We start from the raw sequence: 21,221 nt of genomic DNA on the forward strand, positions 1-21,221 counted from the left end.
AGCTTGTCGAAGGGCCTGGGCCTGTCGAAGGGCCTGGGCCTGTTTGGGTCCCTGAGCCTGTTTGGGTCCCTGAGCGTGTTTGGGTCCCTGAGCCTGTCGAAGGGTCACACGTCGTAGTCCACGACAAGGCGGTCAGCGGTCGGGTGGGACTGGCAGGTGAGCACGTACCCGCGTTCGAGCTCGTCGGGTTCGAGCGCATAGTTCTCGGTCATGGTCACGCTGCCCTCCAGCACTCGTGCACGGCACGTGCCGCACACTCCTCCCGAGCAGGCGAAGGGGGCATCCGGTCGCACCCGCAGCGCCGCGTTCAGCACCGATTCGTGCGCATCGACCGGACTCTCGACGGTCGAAGAGACGCCGTCGAGGTTGATCTCGATGCGGTACGCCTTCTCGCCTGTGCGCACCTCGACCCGCCGCGGTCCGCGTTCGGCGGGCGCGTCGCCGGTGGTGAACAGCTCGAAGCGCACGTGCTCGGTCGGCACGCCAAGGTCGGCCAGCACCTCGCGGCACATGTCCACGAGCGCGAACGGTCCGCACAGGAACCACTCGTCGACCGTAGACGGCAGGATCAGCGAATCCAGGATCGTGCGCAGCTTCTGCTCGTCGATGCGGCCGGAGAGCACCGGCGCCGTGCGCTGCTCGCGCGAGAGCACGTGGTGCAGCACGAGCCGGGTCGGGTAGCGGTCTTTGAGGTCGGCGAGATCCTCGAGGAACATCACGTCGCTCGTCGACCTGTTCGTGTACAGCAGGGTGAAGCGCGTGGTGTCGGATGCCGTGAGCAGGGTGCGCGCGAGCGCCATCATCGGCGTGATGCCCGAGCCCGCCGCGATGCCGACGACGTGCGTGCCCTCCAGCTGGTCGAGTCCTGAGGTGAAGGTGCCCTGTGGGCTCATCACGCCGATCTCGAATCCGGCCGTCAGCTCGGTCTGCGCCCAGGTGGAGAACAGGCCGCCCTCGTCGCGCTTGACCGCGACGCTGAGGCTGGTCGCGCCGTCGCGCACCGGTGCCGGCGGGCGGCACAGCGAGTATGAGCGGCGCACCTCCGTGCCGTCCAGCTGCACGCGCAGGGCGACATACTGCCCGGGAAGGTAGGCGTACTCGTCTGCGAGTTCGGCCGGGACGGCGAAGGTCACCTCGATGGCGTCGTCGGTGAGGCGGCGCACGTCCGAGACCGTGAGGGTGTGGAAGCGTGCGCGGCGACGTCCATCCGCGAGGCGCGGGCTACCCTCGTGAGCGGCGGTGACGGGCATCCGGAACAGCGGCATCAGATCACCTTGAAGTGGTCGAAGGGCTCGAGGCAGGCGCGGCACTCGAACAGCGCCTTGCACGAGGTCGAGCCGAAGCGCGACACCTCGCGGGTATCGAGCGAGCCGCACTGCGGGCACTTGACCGCAAGGGCCAGCCGGATCGGTCCCTGCTGGTGAGCTGCCCGGCCGGACGGCGGAGCGATCCCGTACTCGACGAGCTTGCGCTTGCCCTCCTCGCTCATCCAGTCGGTCGTCCAGGCGGGGGAGAGCACGAGGCGCACCTCGACGTCGCCGAAGCCGTCGGCCGTCAGCGCGAGGATGATGTCGTCGCGGATGGCGTCCATCGCCGGGCATCCGGAGTAGGTGGGGGTGATGTCCACCGTGACGCGCTCGCCGTCGATTCGCACGTCGCGCAGCACGCCGAGATCGGCGATGGTGAGCACGGGGATCTCGGGGTCTGCGATGGCCGCGGCGATCTGCCGGGCACGGTCGGCGCGAGCGCGGCGATCTTGAGCCTGTTTGGCTCCTTGGGCCTGTTTGGGTCCCTGAGCCTGTTTGGGTCCCTGAGCCTGTTTGGGTCCCTGAGCTTGTCGAAGGGTCACCATGTCGCCCCCGGATGCCGTCGCGCGAGCACCTGCATCTCGGCGAGGAGGTGTCCGAACGGGGTCGCGTGGGAGCCGCGGCGGCCGCCGGCGCGGGATGCCCTGCCCTTCACTTCGACTCGCTGGCGCTCGCTCACCACGAGCGGCAGGCTCAGGGACCCACCCAGCAGGCCGGCTTCGCCGAAGACCGTGGCGATGACCGCGTCGAACCCGACGCGCAGCGACGATGGCCGTGCAGCGACGCCCTCGAGTCGGTCGATGAGCGGCTCGTCGCGGAACAGCTCGTCGACGTACGGCCACACGTCGCCGAGCGCGCGGACCATCTTCTCGCGAGAGAGCTCGGTGCCGCCGGCCAGGCGCAGCACCCACTGCACGGCGTGGTCGCGGTGGTAGTCGACCTCCTTCAGCGACTTCGCGGCGATCGCGGCGAAGGTCTCGTCCGTCGAGTCGCGCAGCGCTGAATACAGCTCGTACATGTACGTCGACGCCACCAGCTGCCGGGCGATGGTCTGCGCGAAGTCGCCGTTGGGCTGCTCGACGAGCCATGAGCTGCGGAACTCCGGCTCGTCGCGGAAGTACGCGAGGTCGTCTTCGGTGCGACCGTCCCACGTGCCGGCGTAGCGCAGCAGCGAGCGGGCGTGGCCGAGCAGGTCGAGGGCGATGTTGCCGAGGGCGACGTCCTCCTCGAGTTCGGGGGCGCGCGAGATCCAGGCGCCGAGCTGCTGTGAGAGGATCAGCGCGTCATCGCCCAGCCAGAGCGCGTACTCGGCGACGTCGGCCGAGCGGGCGCGGCTCTCGCCGCCGGAGAGCTCGGATGCCAGGTGCAGCTGCTCTACGGAGACGTGGACGTCGTCGCGGGGTGAGCGGGGCGTTTCGACGCGCTTCACTTGCTGCGTTTCGACGCGCTTCGCTTGCTGCGTTTCGACGCGCTTCGCTTGCTCAACGACCGGAGAGGGATGGACGTCGTGGGTCACAGGTGCGGCACCCCCTCGGATGCCGTGTAGTACACGGCATGCCGGTAGTTCTTGCCCGCGGAGGTCTCGAAGTAGGCATCCTTGGCATCCGGATCGCTGGTGGTGATGGCGTCCGCCGGAAACACCCAGATCGACACCCCCTCGCCGCGACGCGTGTAGAGGTCGCGCGCATTGCGGACGGCCATCTCGGCATCCGGAGCCACGAGCGACCCGACGTGCACGTGACTGAGTCCGCGGTTTGCGCGCACGAAGACCTCCCAGAGGGGCCACGCGCTCTGCTTGGTCATGATGCCACCCCGCTCCCGGTGGTTGAGCGAGCGGAGCGAGACGAAACCCGGGCGTACTCGGCTGCGGCTTCGCGAACCCACGCACCCTCCTCGTGCGCGGTGCGGCGGCGTTCGAGCCGCTCGGCGTTGCACGGGCCGTTGCCCTTCAGCACCTCGAAGAACTCGTCCCAGTCGATCTCGCCCATGTCGTACTGCTGAGTCTCGTCGTTCCACTTGAGGTCGGGATCCGGCAGGGTGATGCCGAGGATCTCGGCCTGGGGCACGAGCATCCCGACGAAGCGCTGACGCAGGTCGTCGTTCGAGAAGCGCTTGATCTTCCACTTCATCGACTGCGCGGAGTTCGGCGACTGATCGTCGGGCGGGCCGAACATGGCCAGGCTCGGCCAGTACCACCGGTTCACGGCATCCTGAGCCATCTCGCGCTGCTCGTCGGTGCCCTGCATCAGCGAGAGCAGGATCTCGAATCCCTGCCGCTGGTGGAATGACTCCTCCTTGCAGATCCGCACCATCGCCCGCCCATAGGGGCCGTACGACGCGCGGCACAGCGGAACCTGATTGACGATCGCGGCGCCGTCGACGAGCCAGCCGATCGCTCCCATATCCGCCCAGGTCGGGGTGGGGTAGTTGAAGATCGACGAGTACTTCGCCTTGCCGTCGATGAGCTGCTGCATCATGTCGTCGCGCGTGGTGCCGAGGGTCTGCGCGGCGGAGTAGAGGTAGAGGCCGTGGCCGGCTTCATCCTGCACCTTGGCCATCAGGATGGCCTTGCGCTTGAGGCTCGGTGCGCGGGTGATCCAGTTGCCCTCCGGCTGCATGCCGATGATCTCGGAGTGCGCGTGCTGCGAGATCTGCCGGATGAGGGTCTTGCGGTAGGCCTCGGGCATCCAGTCGCGCGGCTCGATGCGCTGCTCGTTCGCGACGAGTTCGTCGAATCGTCGCTCGTCGTCGGAGATGTCGCCGTGCACGAGCGAGAGGTCTGCGGGGGTGGTCATCGTCGACTCCATCGGTTTACTGACCGTTCGGTAGGTAATTCTCGCACGCCCGAGTCAGACGATCAAGGCAGGGGTCAGCGAGCGCGGCGCAACAGCGCGAGCAGCGCCTGCCCGTAGGCCTCGGCGGGTTCGGGATGCTCGAACCTCATGCGCTCGCCCGTGATCTCGATCTCGACGACGAACACGTCGGGAAGCCGCTGCAGCGTGCGGAACGTGCCGCGCAGCAGCTCACGCAGCTGGTCTTCGCGGGGCAGCCAGACGGCCTCCGACAGCTGCACGGCATCGAGCGCCCACTCGGTGGTGCCGTTGAAGGCGAGGTCGGTGCCCGACGGGGTCGCGCGCGCCTCGATCGTCATCTCACTGACGGTGAAGATGTCGGCCTCTGCCTCGAGCTCGATCTCCTCGGGCAGGTCCAGCGCGAAGCGATCACCGCTGGCCGGATGCCAGACCAGACCGCTCTCACGCAGGGCGACGGCCAGTTCGCGGCTGATCATGCCTCTACGGTAAGCGACTGCGGCGCCCGTGAGGGCGGTGTCGGCGGGGTGCGGCAGAGTGGATGCCATGACTGCATCGACCTCGACCGACATCCGCGATGCCGCGCTCGCCGCGCTGCGTGAACTGGTCGGGCGGCCGGACGCGACGTTCCATGACGGGCAGTACGAGGCCATCGAGGCGCTGGTGGCCGGTCACCGCCGCGCGCTGGTCGTGCAGCGCACGGGCTGGGGCAAATCGGCGGTCTACTTCGTCGCAACCCTGCTGCTGCGCAAGCAGGGGGCGGGCCCGACGGTGCTCGTCTCGCCGCTGCTCGCTCTCATGCGCGATCAGATCGCCGCGGCCGAACGCGCCGGCGTGCGCGCGGTGGCGATCAACTCGACGAACGCGCACGAGTGGGCAGACGTCATCGGGCGGCTCGATCGCGACGAGGTCGACGTGCTGCTCGTCTCGCCCGAGCGGCTGAACAACCCGGCGTTCCGCGAGAACCAGCTGCCGGCGCTGATCCGCCGGATCGGGATGCTCGTGGTCGACGAGGCGCACTGCATCAGCGACTGGGGGCACGACTTCCGACCCGACTACCGGCGCCTGCGCGAGCTGATCGCCGAGATGCCCGCCGGCGTGCCGGTGCTGGCGACCACGGCGACGGCGAACAGCAGAGTTGTCGCCGACGTGGCCGAGCAGCTCGGTGGGGCTTCACCGGCGGATGCCGGGGTCCTGACGATTCGTGGACCGCTGGCCCGGGCATCCCTCCGGCTCGGAGTGCTGCAGCTGCCCGGCTCCGCACAGCGCCTGGCCTGGCTGCTCAGCCACCTGAACGATCTGCCCGGCTCGGGGATCATCTACGCGCTCACGGTGTCGGCCGCGGTCGACACCGCCCGGCTGCTGCGCGAGCAGGGGCACGAGGTGCGCGCGTACACCGGGCAGACCGATGCCGAGGAGCGCGAGGAATCGGAGGGGATGCTCAAGCGCAACGAGGTCAAGGCGCTCGTCGCGACCAGCGCGCTGGGCATGGGCTTCGACAAGCCCGATCTCGGCTTCGTCGTGCATCTCGGCGCCCCGTCGTCGCCGGTCGCCTACTACCAGCAGGTCGGTCGTGCCGGGCGTGCCAGTGACAGCGCGGACGTGCTGCTGCTGCCGGGTGTGGAGGATCGGGACATCTGGCACTACTTCGCCACCGCATCGATGCCCGACCGCGAACGCGCGGAGCGCGTGATCGCGGCGCTGGGAGATCAGCCGCTTTCGACTCCCGCACTCGAGGCGATCGTCGATATCCGGCGCACGCCGCTCGAGCTGCTGCTGAAGGTGCTCGACGTCGACGGCGCCGTGCGGCGCGTGCAGGGCGGCTGGGTCGCCACCGGTCAGCCCTGGGTGTACGACGCCGAGCGATATGAGCGCATCGCCGCCGAGCGCCGGGCCGAGCAGCAGCACATGATCGACTACCAGCAGACCTACGGCTGTCGGATGGAGTTCCTGCAGCGCTCGCTCGACGATGACACGGCCGCGCCGTGCGGTCGCTGCGACAACTGCGCCGGCCCATGGTTTCCGACCGAGATCGGCTCGGATGCCGGAGCAGCGGCATCCGGCGCGCTCGACCGGGTCGGCGTGCCGATCGAGCCGCGAAAGCAATGGGCCACCGGTGGCGATCGAGTCGGCGTGCCGGTGAAGGGGCGCATTCCCGCTGACGAGCAGGCGGGGGAGGGGCGCGCGCTGGCGAGGCTCACCGACCTCGGTTGGGGCGGGACGTTGCGGCAGATGTTCGCCGCCGGAGCTCCGGATGCCGAGGTCACCCCTCAGGTGCTCGAGGCGTGCGTGCGCGTGCTGGCCGGTTGGGGCTGGGAGAGACGGCCGGTCGCGGTGATCGCGATGCCGTCGCGGTCGAAGCCGCTGCTCGTCGACTCGTTGGCTCGCGGCATCGCGAGCATAGGGCGGCTGCCGTACCTCGGCGCGCTCGGCTTCGCGAACGGCGGACCGAGCGGTGAGCCGGGTGGCAACAGCGTGTTCCGTCTTGCCGGACTGTGGGATCGCCTCAGCGCTTCGGATCTGGCACTGCCGGATGGGCCGGTGCTTCTCGTCGATGACCAGGCCGACAGCCGGTGGACGCTGACGGTCGCTGCCCGAGAGCTGCGCCGCGCCGGGGTGAGCGAGGTGCTGCCGTTCGTGCTCGCCGTGCGGGGCTGAGCCCGCGCGTCAGACGTTCGTCGCCTGCTCGGCATCCGGAAAATCCTCCCGAAAAGTTTTTCTGATCTGGGGATATCGGCCCCGCCAATGTCGGTGGCCCTCGTCAGAATAGAGGTATGAACAGCCCCGCCGATGCTCTCGCTCAGGTCGCCGCTGACCTGCGCGGTCTGCTGGCGACCGACGCTCTGGCGGGACTGTCCGACGCGTCGCGCGCTGAGGCGCTCGCCGGCCTCGGGGAGATATCGCGGCTGGCCGATGCCGGCATCGTCGAGACGGCGGCGACAGCCGACACCGAGTTCGGGCATCGATTCGGATGCCGGGGCATGAACGAGATGCTCCGCCGAGCCGCGCTCGTGGATGCATCCACCGCGGCGCGGATTATGCGGGCGGCAGATGCCGTGCAGCGTGAGACGAACCTCGTGTCGGGGGAGCGGATGCCCGCTCGCTGGCCTGCCATGCGCGAGGCTCTGCTCGACGGCGCCGTCGGAGTCGACGGTCTGCTGGCGGCGGTCGGTCCGTTGGAGCGCGCTCGGGATCGCATCACGGTCGAGCAGCGGATGTGGGCGGATGCCAACCTCGCGGCGTTCGCGCGCGGCGACGAGCTTCCGGGTGCGGATGACGTCGAGCGCGGGAAGGCGCCGCGAGCGTCGGCGGAAGACCTGAAGCAGTTCGCGGCCGCTCTCGCGATCGCTCTCGACCCCGACGGGGCCGAGCCGTCAGACGAGCGCGCGCAGGCGCGCCGAGGGTTCACAATCGGCCGGGTGCGCGACGGTCTCCACCCCGTGCGGGGAGGCCTCACCCCCGAGCTGGCTGCGCAGTTTCAGCTCATCGACGACGCCTACAACAACCCGAAGGTCGGCGGTGCTCCCGACACCGGCGTCCGGTTCACCATCGACGACGACCCCGGCAGCGATGACGAGTTCAACAGCGACCCGCGCAAGGTGATCGATCCGCGCACACCGGCACAGAAGCGGCACGACGCCCTCGCTGCCGCTCTCGGCATCGCCGCTCGACACAGCGAGATGCCGTCGCTCGGCGGTGCCGCGCCGACGCTCGTCGTGCACGTCGACGCAGCCGACTTCGCCGCCGGCACCGGCTGGGCGACGCTACCCGGCTCTGATGCGGCCGTTCCGCTGAACGTTGCGACCCACACCGCCTGCACGGCGGCGGTGCAGCGCGTGCTGTTCGACGGGGGCCGAATCGTGGGGATAACGACCACCGACCGGGTGTTCACCGTGTTCCAGCGGCGTGCCATCGTCGCTCGAGACAAGGAATGCCTGATCCCCGGATGCCACGTCTCCGCGACCTGGTGCGAGATCCACCATGTGACAGAGCATGCCCGCGGCGGTCCGACGCATACCGACAACGGCGTCCCGCTCTGCTGGTGGCATCACCGATCCCTCGGCCAGTCCGGGTGGGAGATCCGCATGAACGGCGGCCTCCCGCAGATCCGCGGGCCCGCGTGGTGGGATGCGGAGCAGAAGTGGCGCACGCCGAGACTCTCCACTCTCGACACGCGGCGGTGGCGCAGCCAGACGCAACGCAATGTGGTGATGCAGGAGTAGCCACGGCCACTTCAGGACTGGTTGAGCGTTTGCGTCGGGCCACTCGTTGTCCATTCCCGACGGCCATCGTGCTCACGCCCTGTAGGTATCGGCAGGGGATCAGAACTGCGATCGACGTCACAGCGACGACGAGCGTCAGCACGAACGGCCCTCTCACGGCAACTGTGTACAGACCGGGCGATGGCGCCTTGAACGGCTTTGTGCAGCCAACCCGGAGTTGCCCCGATAGTAGTTGCCGTCTGGTTACTCGATCTCGGCTGCGGGAGCGAAGCGGTGCCCTCATCGGCTGGAGGCGCACCGCGGCTAGTGTGGACAATACGTGGCGGGGGAGGTCATCATGGGCAGATTTATTTATGAGGGTGGACCGAAGGTCGAACTCGAAGACCGCACCCTCACTCATGTCCAGTTGGCTATCACGGCGAAGTTGCGTCGCGGGGAGCCGTTCGCTTTCACATGGAGAGAAGACACTAGCACCGGGGGCGGTCGTACGACGGTGTGGATTCATTCGGCGTCGTCGATGGTCTTCAAGTACTTCGGCAGTCGTGCTCCTGCAATCAACCGCGCGTGGGTTGAGGCCCTCACCTTCACCGCAAATTCGCCGTCCGGACTTTATGTTGTGCCGGAGCCAGTAGAGGGCAGCCCGGGGGAACGCAGCGTGGAGACTGCCTCAGCGTAGCCACTTCCGCAACCCCGTTCAGTCTGGGGGTGTGCGAGTCTTACCGTCTGTGTATGCGTGATCGAACGGTGCAGCGGACTCGAGTCAGCATCGATGGCTCAAGCTTTATCCTCACGCCCTCAGAGGATGTCGATGCGCTCTGCGAGCAGTTCGCCGCCGCCGTGGCCACGGCTGGTTCGTTGGTGCGATTCGCGACGACGGATGGTCGGCAGATCAGAGCCCTCATCACTCCCCGTAGCCGGGTGTTGATCACAATCGAGACCGTGTCGTTCGAGGCTGAGGAGTCCGTGCTTTCGCTGAGCTCGTCAGGGGACTGGGACCTACTTTAGGGTGCGCTGGCTTCGAGTTCAGGGGCGGCCAAGACCTCGTCAACCAGCATGATCCCGCCGCTGGAGTTTGCGGTGTGCATGAGCTGCTCCACCCACTTCATGTTGATCTGGGGCGGCTCCGGTTCTTCGAACACGAATCGCAGTGGGATAGAGGGGTGGATCCAGAGCGTGGATCGGCCACCAGGCTCGCCCTCGGGGTGCTTCCAGGAGAGGGTGAAGGACTCGTTGCGGCGGAGTTTGGTGGCGACGACGATCTTCAGGTGGGCGAGCGCGCGATCGTCAATATGGATCGGGTCGTCTGAAATCCCGTAGTGGAGAGTCGCCATATGCACAACCATAGCGACGGTGACGGTCATTCCCCACGTGCTCTGGTGCGCTAGAAGGGAAGGTCGTGCAACGGCGGGTCAGGGAAGTTGATCGAGGACGAGCTCACCGCGACTGCTCAGGTGCTCCATCATCTGCTGAATCCGCTGCGGGTCGATCTTGTGCATCACTGGGTCGTCGAAAGCGAGGATGAGCGGGATGCTCGGGTGCATCCAAATCGTGAGGCGGCCGGCCTCACTCTTTTCGTCCGGCAGCCAGGTCATCATGAAACTCTCCTGCCGACGCAGTTTCGTCCCGATGACGATCTTCAGGTATGCCAGCGTCTCGTCATCGACCTCGATCGGAGGTTGAGCGCTGTTGTACTCGAGTCTTCCCACCTGATGAGGTTACCGGGCAGGACAGAATCGTGGTGGACATCCCTCGAACGCGACCGCAGACGCGATGCGGTGAATTGGCGTCAGCGGGCCGATAGCGCAGCGTCCGTCTTGCTCTGCAGGAAGGCGCAGAGCTCGCTCAGGACGGTGATGTCCGATCCGAGCTGCTCTGTCTCGCCGGCATCAAGGTCCATGCCCTCACTGCGCGGTTCGAATGTCACGACCCAACGCGGAACTCCTTGGCGGATCTGCGGATGGATGTAGGTGAGCGTCGACGCGTCCCGCAAGGTGACGACGACGAGACCGGAGTCCGGTCCGGATTCGAAGTTCCGATCAAGAACGGTGATGTCAAGAGCCTCGACGTCACGATGCTGAAGGAACTCAGCGATCCATGACTCGATCGTGGCTCTATCGCGATGCGGCATGCAGTACCTCGTCAGTCGAAAGTGCCTGATGCACTTGACAAAAGACTATCTCAGCCGGTTGCCGATCCCAGGATCGGCAACCGGCTGACACCCAATCCGAGCAATCGTTTTCCAGGGGGAAACGAGGATGTCAGGCACCGCCCAAAGCCGCTCCTTAAGGTGGGGTTCGACAGTGTTGTCCGTCGCCCGACATCATCGACATGAGCCGTCGTGCAAGACATCAATACAGCAGCGGGCCGAGCCCGCTTGCGCCCCAGTCGCCGCGTGACCCGACCCACCTGATTCCTGTCTGAGCAGCCCCATCCGCCCAAAACAGGGACGATCCTCCGGGTCCTTCAAAACTCTATGAATCGTGCTCAGGTGTGCGCTGGGCAGTTGCTTGAAGAGACCTGCGGGGGTCGACAGCCGCGGCTACGGATGCTATTCGGAGATAGGTTCAGCTGCTGGGGCGATGACTTCGCCGCTGTCGTCCGCGGTGATTAAGCTCGATCCCGCTTCGCCCTGCCAACCGATCTCGATCAACCACGCCCTGTCCTGCCGTAAACGATCGTTTTCGGCGACGTGTCGACCACGCCGGAGGATTGACGCCCTGATCGTGCATGGCAACCTCGGGGAACGGTTCTCGGGCAAAATGGAGCGATGAGCGAAGCGGACGTCGAGTGGTTCGACCAACCGATCGGTGAGGCTGTGGAAGTTCATGATCCGTCCGGCGAGTGGGCTGCGATCGGACGCAGTTGGGAAGATCGCCTCGGGCAGGCGCTTTCTCCGCTCCCCGTTCGGGTGGACCACGTCGGTTCGACTTCCGTGCCCGGGCTCGCAGCTAAGCCGGTCATCGACATGCAGGTCCAAGTGCCGGATCTCGCAGATGAAGGTGCCTACGTGCCTGCACTGGAGGGCCTGGGAATGGTACTGCGGGCTCGCGGAGCTGACTTTCGCTTCCTCCGGCCGCCGGCGGGACGCGCACGCAAGGTGCACATCCATGTCTGCGAGGCCGGTTCAGCTTGGGCTGAGGAACATTTGGCCTTCCGTGACGCGCTCCGTGGGGATGTCTTTCTCGCCCGCGAGTATGAGGGTCTGAAACGACGTCTGGCGGAGATTGTCGTTGAGCGCGCTGACTATAACGCCGGCAAGGCATCGTTCATCCTCGAGGTCGTCGCGCGGCACCTAGGCTCTCAGCAGTAGACGCCACCGAAACTCCCCACCGATACACGGTTGAGGTTGACGTTATCGGCATGCATTCCGGGGCCGTTTCCCCGAACTCGCCGTAAACGATCGTTTTCGACAGCCACGACGGCGTCGATCACTGAAGCCTCGACACGCCGAAAACCCACCCGCCGGAACCCCCTGCCGAAACCAATATCGCCAAAACCTCGACTGCGCCGTTTTCGGCAAGCACTGTTCAGGCGGTGACCGGCTCCTTGCTCACCAGCGTCAGCACGTCGTACGTCGCGACGATCTCCTCGTCCTGATTGCGGATCACCGCGTCCCAGCGCACCTCGCCGTATTCGTCGGTCTCGCGCGGCGTGATCTGCTTCGCCGTCAGCTCGATCCGGATGCTGTCGCCCGGCGACACCGGGGTGATGAAGCGCAGGTGCTCGAGCCCGTAATTCGCCAGCACGGGACCGGGCTCCGGGTCGACGAACAACCCGGCCGCCCACGACACGAGCAGGTAGCCGTGCGCGACCCGCCCTGGGAAGAACGGGTTCGCGGCCGCGGAGTCCTCGTCCATGTGGGCGTAGAAGGTGTCGCCGGTGAAGTGCGCGAACGTCTCGATGTCGTCGAGCGTGACCTCTCGGGCATCCGACGCGATCTGGTCGCCGATGCGCAGCTCGGCCAGCGACTTGCGGAACGGATGCCGGTCGCCGGCGTTCGTCGCCGCACCCGCGTGCCACACACCCGTCAGCGCGGTGAGCATCTCGGGCGAACCCTGCACGGCCGTGCGCTGCATGTGGTGCAGCACCGCGCGGATGCCGCCCAGCTCCTCGCCGCCGCCCGCCCGACCGGGGCCGCCGTGCACGAGCCCCGGCAGGGGAGACCCATGCCCGGTGGACGAGCGGGCGTCGTCGCGGTCGAGCAGCAGCATCCGGCCGTTGAAGGGCGCGATGCGCGTCGCGAGCTCGACCGCCTGAGCCGGGTCGTGCGTGGCGATGCTGGTCACCAGTGAACCGCCGCCGCGGGCGACCAGCTCTGCGGCTTCGGCGGTCGTGGAGTACGTGAGCAGCGACGACACCGGTCCGAACGCCTCGACGTCGTGCACAGCTTCGACGTTCGCGTCGTCGAAGCGCAGCAGCAGCGGCGCCACGAATGCGCCGTCCGGCGCCGGGCCCGTCGATCCGTCGGCGTGACGAACCGAGGGAGCGTCGGGGGAGCCGACGACGACGCGGCCGCCGGCCTCCTGCAGCTTTCGCACCTGTCGCAGCACCTCATCGCGCTGCGCGGCCGACGCCAGCGGACCCATCGTCACCCCCTCGGCGCGCGGGTCGCCGAGCACCGTCTTCTCCGCGATACGCGCGCGCACCGCATCGGTGACCGCATCGGCGGCAGCCGCGGGGACGATCGCGCGGCGGATCGCGGTGCACTTCTGGCCGGCCTTCGTGGTCATCTCCACGACGAGCTGACGCACGTACGCGTCGAACTCCGGTGTCCCCTCGACGGCATCCGTGCCCAGCACCGACGCGTTGATGGAGTCGGTCTCAGTGGTGAAGCGCACGCCGCCGGTCTGCACGGCCGGGTGCTGCCGCAGCTTCTCGGCCGTGGAGGCGCTGCCGGTGAACCCGACCAGATCGCCGAGCCGCAGGTGATCGAACAGGTCGGGCACGCTGCCGCTGACCAGCTGCAACGACCCCTCGGGCAGCAGCCCAGACTCTACGAGGATGCGCACCATCGCCTCAGCGAGGTACCCGGTGGGCGTCGCCGGCTTCACGAGCGTCGGCATGCCGGCCAGGAACGCCGGGGCGAGCTTCTCGAGCGACCCCCACACCGGGAAGTTGAACGCATTGATCTGAACGGCGACACCCGGCAGCGTCGTGTAGACGTGCCGGCCGAGGAAGCTGCCGTCCTTCGAGAGCGGCTCGACCGCACCGTCGACATGCACGCGACTGTTCGGCAGCTCCCGCCGACCCTTGCCGGAGTACGAGAACAGCACGCCGATCCCGCCGTCGATGTCGACCCACGAGTCGGTCTTCGTCGCCCCGGTGCGCGCCGACAGCGCGTACAGCTCGTCCTTGCGTTCGGTGAGCGCGAGCGCGAACTTCTTGAGTAGCAGAGCCCGCTGGTGGAAGGTCAGCTCCGCCAGGCTCGCGTGGCCGGTCGTTCGCGCGTACTGCAGCGCGCCCCCGAGATCGAGGCCCTCGGTCGAGACCCGGGTGACGACCTCGCCGGTCGACGCGTCGCGCACGTCGGCGCCCTTCACTTCGTCTCGCTTGCGCTCGCTCAGTGCGGGCGACGGGCTCGGGGACTCAGGTGCTTCGACAGGCTCAGCAACCCAACCAGGCGTCCACCATTCGCCCTGGACGTAGCTCGGCAGGAAATCCGTCATCTCTCCTCGTTCCACACGTAGAACCCCTCGCCGCTCTTGCGGCCCAGCTTTCCGGCATCCACCATCTGCCGCAGCAGTCGCGGCGGCTCGAAGCGCGGCCCGAGCTCGCGAGCGAGCTCCTCGGCGATGCCGAGACGCACGTCGAGCCCGACCACGTCGGTCGTGCGCAGCGGACCCATCGGATGCCGATACCCCAGCTCCATGGCCGCGTCGATGTCGGCGGCGTCGCCGACGCCCTCCTCGAGCATCCGGATCGCCTCCAGTCCCAGCAGCACGCCGAGCCGGCTCGACGCGAAACCGGGGGAGCCGCGCACGACCACCGGCGTCTTGCGCAGCGTCGCGACCCATTCGCGCGCGACGTCGACCACGCTGCGATCGGTGCGCTCGCCGACGACGATCTCCACGAGCTGCGACGCCGGAACGGGGTTGAAGAAGTGCATCCCCAGGAATCGCTCGGGTCGGGTGAGGGATGCCGCGAGCTCGTCGATCGAGATCGACGACGTGTTCGTGGCGAGCACCGCGTCCTGTCCCACGGCATGCTCGATGTGCGCCAGCGCCTCGGCCTTCAGCCTGCGGTCCTCGGGCACCGCCTCGATCACCAGCCCCGCGTTCATGAAGGTCGCGGGGTCGGTATGCACGGCGAACGACTCGATCACGTGCTGCGCCTCGAGGAGGTCGCCGCGGCGCACCGAGTTCTCGATGCTGGCCAGCACCCGCGTGCGCGCAGCTTCGGCGGATTCCTCGTCGCGCTCGACGAGCCGCACGCGCGCTCCCGCGATGAGGAACGCGTGCGCGATGCCGGCGCCCATGCGCCCGCCGCCGAGCACGCCGACAGTTCCCGGAACGCTCATCGACTCTCCTCCTCGCGTCGCTGCGCCCGGCGCTCTCCGCGCTCGAGGAACGCCGTCATGCGCCGGTGCTTCTCGTCGCTGTCGAACAGCTCCGCCTGCAGCTCGAGCTCGATCGCCGGATGCTGATCAGGGGAGGCGAGCAGGGCCCGCTTGGTGAGCGCGGTGGCCCGCGCGCCGTTCGCGCAGATGCGGTCGGCGATGGCGTGCGCGGCGTCGAGCAGGTCGTCTGGCTCGTGCAGCGACGACAGCAGCCCCCACGCGAGAGCCTCGTCGGCGTCGATGATGCGGCCGGTGAGCAGCAGCTCGCTCGCTCGCGCGTGTCCGACGATCTCCGGCAGCCGCCACGTCGCACCGGCTGCGGCGATGATGCCGAGCCCCGTCTCGGGGTTGCCCATGCGCACGCGTGGCGTGCCGATGCGGATGTCGGCGGCGTAGGCGAGCTCGGCGCCGCCGCCCAGCGCATAGCCGTCGACGGCGGCGATGACCGGCATCGGCAGCTCGCGGATGCGCCCGAAGACGGTCGAGTTGATGCCGTGCCGCGCGTCATCGGCGGTGCGGTCGCGCAGCTGTCCGATGTCGGCTCCCGAGGCGAAGACTCCGTCGGCGCCCGTGATGATGAGGACCCTCTGCGTGTTCTCGAGTTCGTCGCACACGGCGTGCAGCTCGTCGACCATGGCCTGGTCGATGGCGTTGCGTACGGCAGGACGGTCGAGCGTCACGACCGTGCGATCGACTCGTCTCTCGATCCGCAGCGCCTCAGCCATCGACGCGCTCCACGATCATGGCGGTGCCCTGGCCGACGCCGACGCACATCGTCGCGAGCCCGTACCGCCCGCCCTCGCGCTCCAGGCGGCCGAGCAATGTGACCAGCAGACGCGAGCCGCTGGAGCCGAGCGGATGCCCGAGGGCGATCGCCCCGCCGTCGGCGTTGACGATCTCGGGGTCGAGACCGAGGCGGCGAATGCACGCGAGCGACTGGGAGGCGAACGCCTCGTTCAGCTCGACCGCACCGAGATCCGTGATGCTGAGGCCGGCCTTCTGCAGCGCCTTCTCTGCGGCGGGGACGGGTCCGAGCCCCATGATCTCGGGCGCGAGAGCAGCGGTGGCCGATGCGACGATGCGCGCCCGCGGTCGAAGGCCGTGGCGTGCGACGGCATCCGCTCCCGCCACGACGATCGCCGAGGCGCCGTCGTTGAGCGAACTGGCGTTCCCGGCGGTGACCACCTCGCCGCCCGGCACGACTGGCCGCAGCGCGGCCAGTGCCTCCAGCGACGTGTCGCGGCGTGGACCCTCGTCCGTGTCGACGACGCCGCGGCTCGTCTCCACCGCGACGATCTCGGCGGCGAATCGACCGGAGTCGATGGCCGCGAGAGCGCGCTCGTGGCTGCGCAGCGCGAACGCGTCGGCATCCGCTCTGCTGATCCCGTCGATGCGCGCCACCTCTTCGGCGGTCTCGGGCATCGAGAACGTCGCCTTATCGCGTGCCAGCAGCCGGGAATTCGGGAAACGCCAGCCGATCGACGTGTCATACGCCTCGCCCGGCTTGCCCCACGCGCGCTGCGGCTTCGCCTGCACCCACGGTGCGCGGGTCATCGACTCGACACCGCCCGCGACCATCAGGTGGGCGTCGCCGGCGCGGATCGCCTGCGAGGCCAGCGCGATCGCCGTCATCCCCGACGCGCACAGGCGGTTGACCGTGAACCCCGGAATGTCGTCTGGCAGCCCGGCCAGCAGCACGGCCATCCGGGCGACGTTGCGGTTGTCCTCGCCGGCCTGGTTCGCCGCTCCGAGGATGATCTCGTCGATGGCATCCGCCGGCACCCCTGACCGGGAGACGACCTCTCCGACGACCAGCGCGGCGAGATCGTCGGGACGGACGTCCGCGAGAGCGCCGCCGTACCGGCCGACGGGCGAGCGCACACCGTCGACGAGATAGGCCTCGGACATCATCATCCTCTCCGTCACCCGCGACGACATGATTACAGACCGTTCGGTCAGGAATACGATTCCAGATCCCGCGGCCGTTGGCAACTGCGGCCGGCGACCCCAGGCCGCGGCCGCAGAACCGGGCGTTCCCGTCGGGCTCGGGGATCGACCTTGACAACGGGAGGGGCTCCGAGCAGATTCGACCATGACGGAGCACGTTCCCGTGCCGGCCCCGCCTCTGAGGATCGAAGGAGATCGCAGCATGAAGAAGCTCATCAACAAGCCCGAGGACGTGCTCGTCGAATCGCTGCGGGGAGTGGCGGCCGCGCATCCCGAGCTCTCGGTAGACCTCGAGACGCACGTCATCACCCGCGCCACCCCCAAAGAGCAGGGCAAGGTCGCCGTCGTATCCGGCGGCGGGTCGGGTCACGAACCGCTGCACGGCGGCTTCGTCGGTGTCGGGATGCTGGATGCCGCCGTCGCCGGAGAGATCTTCACCTCGCCCACTCCCGACCGTGTGCAGGCCGCCACGAAGGCCGTCGACCGAGGCGCCGGCGTGCTGCACATCGTCAAGAACTACACGGGCGACGTTCTGAACTTCGAGATGGCCGCAGAGCTCGCCGAGATGGACGGCATCGAGGTCGGCACAGTGGTCGTCGACGACGACGTCGCCGTGCAGGACTCGCTCTACACCGCCGGACGCCGCGGGGTGGGCCTGACCGTGCTGCTGGAGAAGATCGTGGGCGCCGCCGCCGAGGAAGGACAGGACCTCGCCGCCGTCGTCGCGCTCGCCGAGAAGGTCAACGGGCAGGGCCGCTCGATGGGCATGGCGCTGACGAGCTGCACGGTGCCGGCGGCGGGCAAGCCCACCTTCGACCTCCCGGACGATCAGATGGAGATCGGCATCGGCATCCACGGTGAGCCGGGCAGGCATCGCGAGCCGCTGGCTGCGGCATCCGACATCGCCCGGCAGCTCGTCGAGCCAATCCTCGCCGACCTCGACGTCACCGGTCCCGCGATCGTCATGCTCAACGGCATGGGCGCGACCCCGCAGATCGAGCTGTACCTGATGTACGCCGAGGTCGCGGCGCTGCTCGAGAACGCCGGCGTGCAGGTCGTGCGCAACCTCGTCGGCAACTACATCACCTCGCTCGACATGGCGGGCTGCTCGGTGACCGTCCTCAAGGCCGACGACGAGATCCTGCGTCTGTGGGACGCGCCCGTCGTCACGCCCGGCCTGCGCTGGGGCGCCTGACACCCGCCCGCCCCGACACCCGACCGGCCCGCGACCCAGGAGCACGCATGACCTCGACCATCGACACCGCCGCCCTGCACGACTGGATCTCGCGCTTGGCCGTCGCAGTGAAAGAGAAGCGGGAGTGGCTCACCGAGCTCGACTCGGCCATCGGCGACGCCGACCACGGGGCGAACATGGCCCGTGGCATGGCGGCGGTCGTCGAGAAGATCAGCTCGGGCGCGCCCGAGACGATCGACGAGCTGCTGAAGGGGGTCGGTATGACGCTGGTCAGCTCGGTCGGCGGCGCGAGCGGGCCGCTGTACGGCACGTTCTTCCTGCGCATGGGAGCAGCCGCGGGCGCTGTGTCGACCCTGGACGCTGCGGGTCTCACGGCCGCGCTGCGCGCCGGACTCGATGGCATCGTCGCCCGCGGCAAGCCCGAAGCCGGCGACAAGACGATGTACGACGCGATGGCGCCGGCGGTCGAGGCGCTCGACTCGGCCCTCGCCGAGGGCGACGATCTGGGCACGGCGCTGGCGGCGGCGGCGGATGCGGCCGCCGCCGGGCGAGATGCCACCCTGCCGCTCGTCGCCCGCAAGGGACGCGCGAGCTACCTCGGCGAACGCAGCGCCGGGCACCTCGACCCCGGCGCGGCATCGACGACGTTCCTGTTCGAGACGCTCGCCTCGGCAGCGCAGAGCGCTGAGGGATGATCGGCGTCGTCGCCGTCTCTCACAGCGCTCGGCTCGGGGAGGCGGCCCTCGAGCTCGCCCTGCAGATGATGCACGGCAGTGCGCAGGTGCGGGTCGCCGCAGGGGCGGGCACGGATGGCGACGGGACGCCGATTCTCGGGACGGATGCCGTGGCCGTCGCCTCCGCGATCGACGAACTGGCCGCCGAGTGCGACGGCGTGCTCGTGCTCATGGATCTGGGGTCGGCGGTGATGAGCGCGGAGCTGGCTCTGGAGCTGCGCTCGAGTGACGTGCCGGTGCGCCTCGCACCGGCACCGTTCGTGGAGGGCCTGCTGGCGGCGGTGGTCGCTGCCGCAGCCGGCGGCTCGCTCGACGTGGTGGCCGCAGAGGCCGCGGCGGCGCTGGAGGCGAAGACCGGCCAGCTGCAGGAGGATGCCTCCGTCGAGGCGGCGTCGCCAGCGCCCGCGTCGCCAGCGCCCGCGTCGTCCGCGCCCGAGAAGGCCCGCAGCACCCGGCGGGTGCGCGTGCGCAACCCACTCGGCATCCATGCGCGCCCCGCGGCGCTCATCGCCCAGACATCGGCCGGAGCGGAGGTGGGCCTGCGCAGACTGCCCGACGGGCCGGAGGCCGCCGCGGCGAGCCTGAGCCGGCTGCTGGTGCTCGGCGCGCGCCAGGGCGACGAGATCGAGCTCTCGGCCGCGGAGGGCGACGAGAAGGCGCTGGACGCCGTCGCCGCACTCTTCGACGATGGATTCGGCGAGGGCGTCGACGGCGATCCGACCGAAGCCGCTGCGCATTCCACCCCACCGGCAGCCGCACCTGTCGCGGCGCCCACCGGGCCGGTCGAACCGGGGACGGTGCTGCGCGGACGCGGCGTCAGCGCGGGTGTCGCCGCGGCATCCGTCGTCACTCTCGTGCCGCCGGTGCGCGAGCCCGACGCCGCCATGGTCATCGCCACGGAAGACAGGGAGTCCGAGGTATCCCGCATCCGCCGGGCATCGCTGGCCGTCGCAGACGACCTGCGCTCGCGCGCCGCCGCGGCCTCCGGGCAGGCGCGTGACATCCTCGAGGCGTCTCGCCTGCTGGCATCCGACCCCGAACTCATCGCCGAAGCGTCGGCGCTGGTGCGCGATGCCGGCCGCAGCGCTGCGCGCGCGATCTGGGAGGTCGCGGCGTCACAGCAGAAGGGGCTGGAGGCCCTGGGCGGGCGCACGGCGGAGCGCATCGCCGATCTGCGCGACATCCGCGATCGCATCATCGCCGAGCTCCTCGGCCTCGCCGTTCCTGGCATGCCGCAGCGCGACGAGCCGTTCGTGCTCGTCGCGCACGACCTGGCCCCGGCCGACACCGCGGCACTGCAGGGCGGCCACTGCGTGGCCCTCGTCACCGAACAGGGCGGCCCGACCTCACACACCGCGATCATCGCCCGCTCTCTCGGCCTGCCGGCCGTGGTGAGCGTCGTGGGCGCGACCGGCATCGCCGCCGGCATGGTCGTGCTCGTCGACGGCGACCACGGCACCGTCGAGATCGAGCCGGGACGGGAGCGCATCGACGCGGCGACCGGCGCAGCGATCGTCGCGCCGTTCGACGGAAGAGGGCGGCTGGCCGACGGATCGCCGCTGCCACTGCTCGCCAACGTCGGCGGGGCGGCGGATTCCGAGACCGCAGCCGCGGCCGGCGCCGAGGGCGTGGGGCTGTTCCGCACGGAGTTCTGCTTCCTCGACCGCGCCGACGCGCCCACGGTCTCCGAGCAGGTGGCGGCATACCGCGGGGTGCTGTCGGCTTTCGCCGGCCGCAGGGTCGTCGTGCGCACACTCGATGCCGGCAGCGACAAGCCGCTGCCCTTCGCCGCCGCCGATCACGAGCAGAACCCGGCGCTCGGCGTGCGGGGGCTCCGCATCGCCCGGCGCAACCCGAAGCTGCTCGAGCAACAGCTGCGCGCGCTGTCCGAGGCGGCGTCGGCGGAATCCGCGCATGTCGAGGTGATGGCGCCCATGGTCGCCACCGTCGACGAGGCACGCGATTTCGCCACGGCCGCCAGGGCGGCAGGGCTCGCTCGGGTCGGCGTGATGATCGAGACGCCGTCCGCGGCGATCCTCGCGGCGGAGCTGTTCGATGTCGTCGACTTCGTCAGCCTCGGCACCAACGACCTCGCACAGTACACGCTCGCGGCGGATCGTCTGCTGGGCGAGCTGAGCGACCTCAACGACCCGTGGCAGCCCGCCGTGCTGCGGCTGATCGGAACTGTCGGCGCAGCGGGACGCGCGGGAGGCCGCGCGGTGGGAGTGTGCGGCGAGGCGGGGGCAGACCCGGCACTCGCGCCTGTGCTCGTCGGGCTCGGGGTCACCAGCCTGTCGATGACCTCGCGCTCTCTCGGTCGGGTGGCAGCGGCGCTCGCCGCGGTGACGCCCGAGCAGTGCCGCGCCGCCGCGCAGGCGGCGCTCAGCGCTGCGACGGCTGCGGAGGCCCGAGCCGCGGCAGCCGCAGCCCTCGCGCGCTGACCGCGCCG

19 protein-coding genes are annotated in these 21,221 nt (G+C 69.1%); 6 read left to right on the forward strand and 13 right to left on the reverse strand.

Annotated elements, in window-relative coordinates:
* Positions 1-104: 104 nt before the first annotated feature.
* From paaE to ACIPV2_RS02450, 6 genes are all read right to left on the reverse strand, one after another.
* Positions 105-1,250, reverse strand: coding sequence for a 1,2-phenylacetyl-CoA epoxidase subunit PaaE (gene paaE, locus ACIPV2_RS02425; protein WP_400839883.1), 1,146 nt, complete (start codon positions 1,248-1,250; stop codon positions 105-107).
* Between the two features lie 14 nt (positions 1,251-1,264).
* Positions 1,265-1,723, reverse strand: a complete 459-nt coding sequence (gene paaD / locus ACIPV2_RS02430; RefSeq protein ID WP_400839885.1) for a 1,2-phenylacetyl-CoA epoxidase subunit PaaD — start codon at positions 1,721-1,723, stop codon at positions 1,265-1,267.
* A gap of 122 nt (positions 1,724-1,845) precedes the next feature.
* Positions 1,846-2,736: a 1,2-phenylacetyl-CoA epoxidase subunit PaaC gene (gene paaC, locus ACIPV2_RS02435; protein ID WP_400838006.1), complete on the reverse strand. Its 891-nt coding sequence runs from the start codon at positions 2,734-2,736 to the stop codon at positions 1,846-1,848.
* Between the two features lie 83 nt (positions 2,737-2,819).
* Positions 2,820-3,110, reverse strand: coding sequence for a 1,2-phenylacetyl-CoA epoxidase subunit PaaB (gene paaB / locus ACIPV2_RS02440; protein WP_400838009.1), 291 nt, complete (start codon positions 3,108-3,110; stop codon positions 2,820-2,822).
* A complete protein-coding gene (gene paaA, locus ACIPV2_RS02445; protein ID WP_400838012.1) occupies positions 3,107-4,114 on the reverse strand; it encodes a 1,2-phenylacetyl-CoA epoxidase subunit PaaA in 1,008 nt (335 codons plus the stop codon). The genes paaB and paaA overlap by 4 nt, the downstream gene beginning before the upstream one ends.
* 62 nt (positions 4,115-4,176) lie before the next feature.
* Entirely contained in the window at positions 4,177-4,596 is a 420-nt protein-coding gene (locus ACIPV2_RS02450) for a pilus assembly protein CpaE (RefSeq protein WP_400838015.1), read from the reverse strand.
* A 67-nt stretch (positions 4,597-4,663) separates the two neighbouring features.
* Between ACIPV2_RS02450 and ACIPV2_RS02455 the strand changes: the two genes are divergently transcribed.
* Complete coding sequence (locus ACIPV2_RS02455) at positions 4,664-6,775, forward strand: RecQ family ATP-dependent DNA helicase (protein ID WP_400838018.1); 2,112 nt, start codon at positions 4,664-4,666, stop codon at positions 6,773-6,775.
* Between the two features lie 116 nt (positions 6,776-6,891).
* Positions 6,892-8,340, forward strand: a complete 1,449-nt coding sequence (locus ACIPV2_RS02460; RefSeq protein ID WP_400838020.1) for a DUF222 domain-containing protein — start codon at positions 6,892-6,894, stop codon at positions 8,338-8,340.
* Positions 8,341-9,341: 1,001 nt separating this feature from the next.
* Here ACIPV2_RS02460 and ACIPV2_RS02465 read toward each other — a convergent pair.
* From ACIPV2_RS02465 to ACIPV2_RS02475, 3 genes are all read right to left on the reverse strand, one after another.
* Positions 9,342-9,671 (reverse strand): hypothetical protein, encoded by a 330-nt coding sequence (locus ACIPV2_RS02465; protein WP_400839887.1) that lies wholly within the window; start codon positions 9,669-9,671, stop codon positions 9,342-9,344.
* 78 nt (positions 9,672-9,749) lie between these two features.
* Positions 9,750-10,046, reverse strand: a complete 297-nt coding sequence (locus tag ACIPV2_RS02470) for a hypothetical protein (protein WP_400838022.1) — start codon at positions 10,044-10,046, stop codon at positions 9,750-9,752.
* 80 nt (positions 10,047-10,126) lie between these two features.
* On the reverse strand, positions 10,127-10,468 hold the full coding sequence (locus ACIPV2_RS02475; RefSeq protein WP_400838025.1) for a protein-L-isoaspartate carboxylmethyltransferase: 342 nt from the start codon (positions 10,466-10,468) through the stop codon (positions 10,127-10,129).
* Positions 10,469-11,107: 639 nt separating this feature from the next.
* Here ACIPV2_RS02475 and ACIPV2_RS02480 point away from each other — a divergent pair.
* The gene (locus ACIPV2_RS02480) at positions 11,108-11,650 is read left to right on the forward strand and encodes a GrpB family protein (RefSeq protein WP_400838028.1); all 543 of its coding nucleotides are present in this window, start codon (positions 11,108-11,110) and stop codon (positions 11,648-11,650) included.
* A 217-nt stretch (positions 11,651-11,867) separates the two neighbouring features.
* On the opposite strand, the gene paaZ is transcribed toward ACIPV2_RS02480, so the two are convergent.
* Genes paaZ through ACIPV2_RS02500 form a run of 4 tightly spaced genes read right to left on the reverse strand, consistent with a single transcriptional unit; the run spans position 11,868 to position 16,804 of the window.
* Entirely contained in the window at positions 11,868-14,006 is a 2,139-nt protein-coding gene (gene paaZ / locus ACIPV2_RS02485; protein WP_400838031.1) for a phenylacetic acid degradation bifunctional protein PaaZ, read from the reverse strand.
* A complete protein-coding gene (locus ACIPV2_RS02490) occupies positions 14,003-14,857 on the reverse strand; it encodes a 3-hydroxyacyl-CoA dehydrogenase family protein (RefSeq protein ID WP_400838034.1) in 855 nt (284 codons plus the stop codon). Before ACIPV2_RS02490 ends, paaZ begins: the two co-directional genes overlap by 4 nt.
* Entirely contained in the window at positions 14,854-15,621 is a 768-nt protein-coding gene (locus ACIPV2_RS02495) for an enoyl-CoA hydratase/isomerase family protein (protein ID WP_400838037.1), read from the reverse strand. Before ACIPV2_RS02495 ends, ACIPV2_RS02490 begins: the two co-directional genes overlap by 4 nt.
* Positions 15,614-16,804, reverse strand: a complete 1,191-nt coding sequence (locus ACIPV2_RS02500) for a thiolase family protein (RefSeq protein WP_400838040.1) — start codon at positions 16,802-16,804, stop codon at positions 15,614-15,616. Before ACIPV2_RS02500 ends, ACIPV2_RS02495 begins: the two co-directional genes overlap by 8 nt.
* Before the next feature lie 241 nt (positions 16,805-17,045).
* On the opposite strand from ACIPV2_RS02500, the gene dhaK reads away from it, so the two are divergent.
* Genes dhaK through ptsP form a run of 3 tightly spaced genes read left to right on the forward strand, consistent with a single transcriptional unit; the run spans position 17,046 to position 21,213 of the window.
* On the forward strand, positions 17,046-18,038 hold the full coding sequence (gene dhaK / locus ACIPV2_RS02505) for a dihydroxyacetone kinase subunit DhaK (protein ID WP_400838043.1): 993 nt from the start codon (positions 17,046-17,048) through the stop codon (positions 18,036-18,038).
* Between the two features lie 47 nt (positions 18,039-18,085).
* On the forward strand, positions 18,086-18,733 hold the full coding sequence (gene dhaL, locus ACIPV2_RS02510; RefSeq protein ID WP_400838046.1) for a dihydroxyacetone kinase subunit DhaL: 648 nt from the start codon (positions 18,086-18,088) through the stop codon (positions 18,731-18,733).
* Positions 18,730-21,213, forward strand: a complete 2,484-nt coding sequence (gene ptsP / locus ACIPV2_RS02515; protein WP_400838049.1) for a phosphoenolpyruvate--protein phosphotransferase — start codon at positions 18,730-18,732, stop codon at positions 21,211-21,213. The genes dhaL and ptsP overlap by 4 nt, the downstream gene beginning before the upstream one ends.
* Positions 21,214-21,221: the final 8 nt, after the last annotated feature.

Origin of the sequence: Microbacterium sp. NPDC089987 (genome assembly GCF_044748505.1) — a bacterium.
In the GTDB taxonomy this organism is placed as follows: domain Bacteria; phylum Actinomycetota; class Actinomycetes; order Actinomycetales; family Microbacteriaceae; genus Microbacterium.

What these genes read in the sequence shown, in the direction of transcription:
- ACIPV2_RS02465 (WP_400839887.1), bottom strand. Translation starts at nt 9,671, where the DNA reads ATGGCGACTCTCCACTACGGGATTTCAGACGACCCGATCCATATTGAC.
- dhaL (WP_400838046.1), top strand. Translation starts at nt 18,086, where the DNA reads ATGACCTCGACCATCGACACCGCCGCCCTGCACGACTGGATCTCGCGC.
- ACIPV2_RS02490 (WP_400838034.1), bottom strand. Translation starts at nt 14,857, where the DNA reads ATGAGCGTTCCGGGAACTGTCGGCGTGCTCGGCGGCGGGCGCATGGGC.
- ACIPV2_RS02450 (WP_400838015.1), bottom strand. Translation starts at nt 4,596, where the DNA reads ATGATCAGCCGCGAACTGGCCGTCGCCCTGCGTGAGAGCGGTCTGGTC.
- ACIPV2_RS02495 (WP_400838037.1), bottom strand. Translation starts at nt 15,621, where the DNA reads ATGGCTGAGGCGCTGCGGATCGAGAGACGAGTCGATCGCACGGTCGTG.
- paaZ (WP_400838031.1), bottom strand. Translation starts at nt 14,006, where the DNA reads ATGACGGATTTCCTGCCGAGCTACGTCCAGGGCGAATGGTGGACGCCT.
- paaB (WP_400838009.1), bottom strand. Translation starts at nt 3,110, where the DNA reads ATGACCAAGCAGAGCGCGTGGCCCCTCTGGGAGGTCTTCGTGCGCGCA.
- paaE (WP_400839883.1), bottom strand. Translation starts at nt 1,250, where the DNA reads ATGCCCGTCACCGCCGCTCACGAGGGTAGCCCGCGCCTCGCGGATGGA.
- dhaK (WP_400838043.1), top strand. Translation starts at nt 17,046, where the DNA reads ATGAAGAAGCTCATCAACAAGCCCGAGGACGTGCTCGTCGAATCGCTG.
- ACIPV2_RS02480 (WP_400838028.1), top strand. Translation starts at nt 11,108, where the DNA reads ATGAGCGAAGCGGACGTCGAGTGGTTCGACCAACCGATCGGTGAGGCT.
- ACIPV2_RS02475 (WP_400838025.1), bottom strand. Translation starts at nt 10,468, where the DNA reads ATGCCGCATCGCGATAGAGCCACGATCGAGTCATGGATCGCTGAGTTC.
- paaA (WP_400838012.1), bottom strand. Translation starts at nt 4,114, where the DNA reads ATGGAGTCGACGATGACCACCCCCGCAGACCTCTCGCTCGTGCACGGC.
- ACIPV2_RS02460 (WP_400838020.1), top strand. Translation starts at nt 6,892, where the DNA reads ATGAACAGCCCCGCCGATGCTCTCGCTCAGGTCGCCGCTGACCTGCGC.
- ACIPV2_RS02455 (WP_400838018.1), top strand. Translation starts at nt 4,664, where the DNA reads ATGACTGCATCGACCTCGACCGACATCCGCGATGCCGCGCTCGCCGCG.
- ACIPV2_RS02500 (WP_400838040.1), bottom strand. Translation starts at nt 16,804, where the DNA reads ATGTCCGAGGCCTATCTCGTCGACGGTGTGCGCTCGCCCGTCGGCCGG.
- ptsP (WP_400838049.1), top strand. Translation starts at nt 18,730, where the DNA reads ATGATCGGCGTCGTCGCCGTCTCTCACAGCGCTCGGCTCGGGGAGGCG.